This window comes from uncultured Caballeronia sp. (assembly GCF_964243625.1).
Taxonomy (GTDB): Bacteria; Pseudomonadota; Gammaproteobacteria; order Burkholderiales; family Burkholderiaceae; genus Caballeronia.
The window spans coordinates 1-3,678 of record NZ_CAXTGZ010000597.1; the positions used below are offsets into that span (position 1 = coordinate 1).

General features: G+C 61.9%; 4 protein-coding genes. 2 read left to right on the plus strand and 2 right to left on the minus strand.

The window, feature by feature from the left end; all coding sequences use genetic code 11:
* Positions 1-786: DUF561 domain-containing protein (locus ACFFAR_RS27715; protein WP_174364974.1), on the minus strand; the 786-nt coding region annotated here is incomplete at its 3' end.
* A 123-nt stretch (positions 787-909) separates the two neighbouring features.
* Between ACFFAR_RS27715 and ACFFAR_RS27720 the strand changes: the two genes are divergently transcribed.
* Positions 910-1,797, plus strand: a complete 888-nt coding sequence (locus ACFFAR_RS27720) for a LysR substrate-binding domain-containing protein (protein WP_174364975.1) — start codon at positions 910-912, stop codon at positions 1,795-1,797.
* A gap of 19 nt (positions 1,798-1,816) precedes the next feature.
* On the opposite strand, the gene ACFFAR_RS27725 is transcribed toward ACFFAR_RS27720, so the two are convergent.
* The gene (locus tag ACFFAR_RS27725) at positions 1,817-2,779 is read right to left on the minus strand and encodes a LysR substrate-binding domain-containing protein (protein WP_174364976.1); all 963 of its coding nucleotides are present in this window, start codon (positions 2,777-2,779) and stop codon (positions 1,817-1,819) included.
* Between the two features lie 117 nt (positions 2,780-2,896).
* Between ACFFAR_RS27725 and ACFFAR_RS27730 the strand changes: the two genes are divergently transcribed.
* Positions 2,897-3,678, plus strand: a 782-nt coding sequence (locus ACFFAR_RS27730) for an amidohydrolase (RefSeq protein ID WP_174364977.1), incomplete at its 3' end; no start/stop codon positions are given.

The window sequence follows — 3,678 nt, forward strand, 5'->3', positions numbered from 1 at the left end:
GCGCAGCGCAACGCGATGCAGCTCCGGCACCTTCGCTTCCGGGCAGAACAGATAGGCCGTGCCAATCTGCACCGCCGATGCACCCAGCGCCAGTGCGGCGACAATCCCTCGTGCATCGGCGATACCACCGGCTGCGATCACCGGCACCGATACCGCGTCAGCGATCTGCGGCACGAGCGCGAACGTGCCGACCTGCGTCGCCATGTCATGGTTGAGGAACGTGCCGCGATGGCCGCCTGCCTCGAACCCCATCGCGATGATTGCATCGCAGCCATGCGCTTCGAGCCACCGGGCTTCCGCCACCGTCGTAGCCGATGCAATGATCTTCGCGCCGGTCGCCTTGACGCGATCGACCAGCAGTTTCTCCGGGAGTCCGAAATGAAAGCTCACCACCTCGGGTTTGAATTCTTCTACGAGCGCGCAAAACTCGTTATCGAAGGGACGACGGAATGCGCCCGCAGATGTGAACTCAGGATCGATCCCATGCTCGATGTAATACTCAGCGAGCCGTTCGCGCCACGCGAGATCGCGTGCGGCATCGGCCTGCGGCGCCGTATGGCAGAAGAAATTGACGTTGACCGGCGCGCGGGTTTTCGAGCGGATCAACGTGAGCGCATCGTGCGCTTGCTCCACGCTCGACAACGCGCAAGGCAGCGATGCCAGGCCGCCCGCTTCGCCCACCGCTATGGCAAGTTCCGGTGTACCCGGCCCGGCCATTGGAGCGAGAATGATAGGTGCTTCAATGCCGAACAGCTCGATGATCCGACGATCACGCCAGGTGCCCATGTTCGCTCCTTTCCCGGATAATTGCTTGGTCATTCAGTGCCGTCCAGCTTAACAAGCTTTGATCAGGCGAGCGGCGCTTTGATGTGATAATTGCTATCACTTCTTCCGATACCTGGAGCCATCATGGACGCCGCCGATCTGCGCATCTTCGAGTCGGTTGCACGAAACGGCAGCATGAACCGCGCGGCGCTCGAACTTCATACCGTGCAGTCGAACGTGACCGCGCGAATTCGATTGCTCGAAGAAGAACTCGGCGCGACGCTGTTTCACCGGCATCATCGAGGTGTGGAACTGACAGCGGCCGGACGCAGGTTATTGCCTTTCTCCAGGCAGATGGCGCGGCTGCTGGACGATGCCCGGACAGCGGTGAAAGACGAAGGCGTCGCGAGCGGACCGCTGGTTCTAGGTGCGCTCGAAACCACCGCCGCGTTGCGCATGCCGAACGTGCTCGCGCAATTCACCGTAACGTTTCCGAAGGTCGAACTCGTCATGCGAACCGGCACTACGGCGAGTCTGGTGGAAGACGTCCTGCAGTATCGGCTCGATGGTGCGTTTGTCGCCGGTCCTGTCACTCACGAAGACCTGCATACGGAAACCATCTTCGACGAGGAAATGGCGCTTGTCACCGCGCGCAGGTTCCGGTCCGTCAGGGATCTCGCGCAAACGGGCGTGGTGAAGACCATCGTGTTCCGGCAGGGATGTTCGTATCGTGCGCGGCTTGAAAGCGTCCTCACACGGCTGGGCCTGCAGGTCAGCACACCGCTCGAATTCGGTTCACTCGATGCCATGCTCGGATGCGTCGCGGCCGGCGTCGGCGTGACGCTCCTGCCGAAGGGCGTGGTCATGGCGGCGTCGCGTGAAGGACGGGTCGCCCTGCATGAGCTTGCTCCCGACGATGCTTTCGTCGATACGGTGTTCGTGCGTCGTCACGACGTCTATGCAAGCAGCGCCATGAACGCGTTTCTCGCCATCGCGCGCCCGGTGGGGATGCCTGCGCTTGCTTCTGCCTGAAGCAGGCGCATTGGGCCGGCTAACCCGCGCTGGTTCCTCTTCCCGAGGCCGCCCATCTGCGCTGCATCGCTTCCACGAGTTGCCGCCATAAAAACTCGGCCGCTGGCGACAAACGCCGCCCCACGCGGCGTATCACCTGGCTGCTGAATTCGCGCGCTATCGGATGCTCGATTTCAAGTGCTACCAGACGTCCGGCGTCAAGATACTGACGCGCGGCATCGGTGGACATGAAAGCCACGCCCAGCCCCGCCGCCGCGATTGCCTGAGCTGCGGAAAACAGGTCGCATCTGTACGACGGCGTCACCGTCAGCCGCTCTGCGCTTATGATGGCGTCCAGGTACTGCTGCACGCCGAACCGCTCCGGCATGAAGATCAACCGCTGATCGCGCAACTGCTCGAAGCGGATCCGACGCTCGCCGGCAAGTGCATGACGCGGACTGACCATCGCGCAAAACGGCGCCGCGCGAAAGATCCGCGCACGAATCGCGGGATCACTTTTGCCGCCCGCGCACAGGCCGAGATCCACGTCGTCGTTGCGCACCATGGCAATGATCTCGGAGGTCGCTCCACTGCGGAATTCCACCACGATGTCAGGAAACTGCAAGCTGAACCGCTCCATGACGGTAGCCAGCAGATTTTCGATACGCCCCTCGCCCACGCCAATCCCCAGCCTCCCGCGCCGCAGGCTCTTGAAGTCTTCGAGTTGAGCGAGCATGTCGGCATCACGCCGCTTGCTCTCGCGAAAATGTTCGACGAGGCTCATGCCAATTTCGGTCAGCACCGCGCGCCGCCCGCTTCGCTCGAGCAGGACGACGCCGTAATCCCGTTCGAGCTGCCCGACTTGCCGGCTGATCACCGACGGATTGATACCGAGCGCGTCAGCCGCCGCTCGCACGCCGCCGTGCGACTCGACTTCATGCAGATAACGCAGGCTTCGGGCACTTAAAACGGATTCGCGCGAGGAAGAGATATCGATCGTCATGTGCGTTAAATGTTGACATTCAGGTCAACATTATCGGCGAAGGAACGTCATTGTTTGAGTGATTTTGCACCGGAATACTGGCCGATTCCGTTTCCCCAAATACAGGCACCATCGATCATGGAAAATACCAAGGGTTTCTGCTTACTCGACGACACGAGCGATCTGCGCGATGAACTCAGCGTCATCCGTCATCACCTTCACCAGAATCCGGAGCTCGCGTACAAGGAATTCCAGACCTCTGACTTCGTGGCGCAGAAGCTGGAAACGTGGGGCTACAAGGTCACGCGCGGCCTGGGTGGAACGGGCATGGTGGCGTCGCTTACGGCAGGCACCGGGACGCGCGCCGTCGCCGTTCGTGCCGATATGGACGCATTGCCTATCGCCGAAGAAACCGGTCTGCCCTATGCAAGCGGCAACGCAGGCTTGATGCACGCCTGCGGTCACGACGGCCACACCACCATGGTCCTCGGCGCCGCGCGCCATCTCGCTCGTTCACGCGCTTTCGACGGCACCGTGCATCTCGTGTTCCAACCGGCCGAAGAAATCGGCGCGGACAGCGGTGCGAAACGCATGATCGAAGATGGTCTCTTCGAGCGGTTCCCCTGCGAAGCGATCTTCGGGCTGCACAATCATCCGGGTTATCCGACCGGCACGTTCATGTTCCGCAGCGGACCGTTCATGGCGGCATCGGACACGGTCAACATCACCGTGCATGGCCGCGGCGGTCACGCCGCACGCCCGCATCTGTCGATCGATCCGGTCGTGATCGGCTCGGCTCTGGTAATGGCGTTGCAGACGGTGGTCGCGCGCAGTATCGACCCCATGCAGACGGCCGTCGTCACGGTCGGCGCATTCAATGCGGGACACGCGGCAAACGTGATTCCCGAATCGGCGCGGCT